Raw genomic sequence first — 1,124 nt, forward strand, 5'->3', positions numbered from 1 at the left:
CCCACCGCCTGGCGGTTGCTCGCCGACACCGACGGGGCAGTACTCGCTTCGCTGCGAGCGGCCCGCGCCTCAGCTCGGGAAGTCGCCTGGATGCAGGCCGCCGAGACCGGCCAGGGCATACCCGCCGTCCAGGCCGGCGGACGAGAACTACCCGGCCTGGTCCTGGACCTCGACGCCACGCTGATCACCTCCCACTCGGAAAAGGAACAGGCCGCGCCCACTTACAAAGGCGGCTTCGGCTTTCATCCGCTGCTGTGTTTCCTCGCGAACACCGGCGAGGCCATGTCTGGCCGACTGCGGCCCGGCAACTCCGGAGCCAACACCGCCGCCGATCACATCGCGGTGCTGGACGACGCCCTCGCACAGATCCCCGACGCTCACCGGTACGGCCCCCAGATCCTGGTCCGCACCGACAGCGCCGGATCCGCGAAAGCCTTCCTCACCCACATCCGGACCTTGCGCGAACACGGGTTGAACCTGCGGTTCTCGGTCGGATACGCGGTCACCGAGCCAGTCCGTCGTGCAATCCGCTCACTGCCCGAAGCTCTCTGGCATCCCGCCTTGGACCAGAACGGGACACTGCGCGACGGCGCCGAGGTCGCCGAGCTGACCGGCATGGTCGACCTCGCCGGCTACCCGGCCGGCACCCGCATCATCGTGCGGCGCGAACGACCGCACCCCGGAGCACAGCTGTCCCTGTTCGATCACGACGAGGGCCTGCGGCACCAGGTATTTCTTACCGATACCCCTTACTCCGGCGGCGGCTCCGCGCAGTTCCTGGAGGTCCGCCACCGCGGACACGCCACCGTCGAGGACCACATCCGGTGCGGCAAGAACACTGGCTTCGGCCGCTTCCCCTCCCGCCATTTCGACGTCAACGCCACCTGGCTTGAACTCAGCCTCACGGCGATCGATCTCCTCGCCTGGGCCCGCGTTCTCCTGCTGGATGGCGAACTCGCCGCCGCCGAACCCAAGAAACTTCGCTACCGGCTGCTACACGTTGCCGCCCGCCTCACCCGCGGTGGACGCCGCCTCCGCCTGCGGATCTCGGCGACCTGGCCCTGGAGACACGAGCTGGCCACGGCTTTCCACCGCCTTGCCGCACTGCCCCGACCGGTTGACTG

General features: G+C 68.8%; 1 protein-coding gene. It reads left to right on the forward strand.

Translation table 11 applies throughout. The features are described 5' to 3' along the window. The coding region (locus ACGFU7_RS48260; protein ID WP_393705192.1) for an IS1380 family transposase at nt 1-1,124 on the forward strand (1,124 nt) is incomplete at both ends.

This window comes from Streptomyces sp. NPDC048473 (genome assembly GCF_043200155.1).
In the GTDB taxonomy this organism is placed as follows: Bacteria; Actinomycetota; Actinomycetes; order Streptomycetales; family Streptomycetaceae; genus Streptomyces.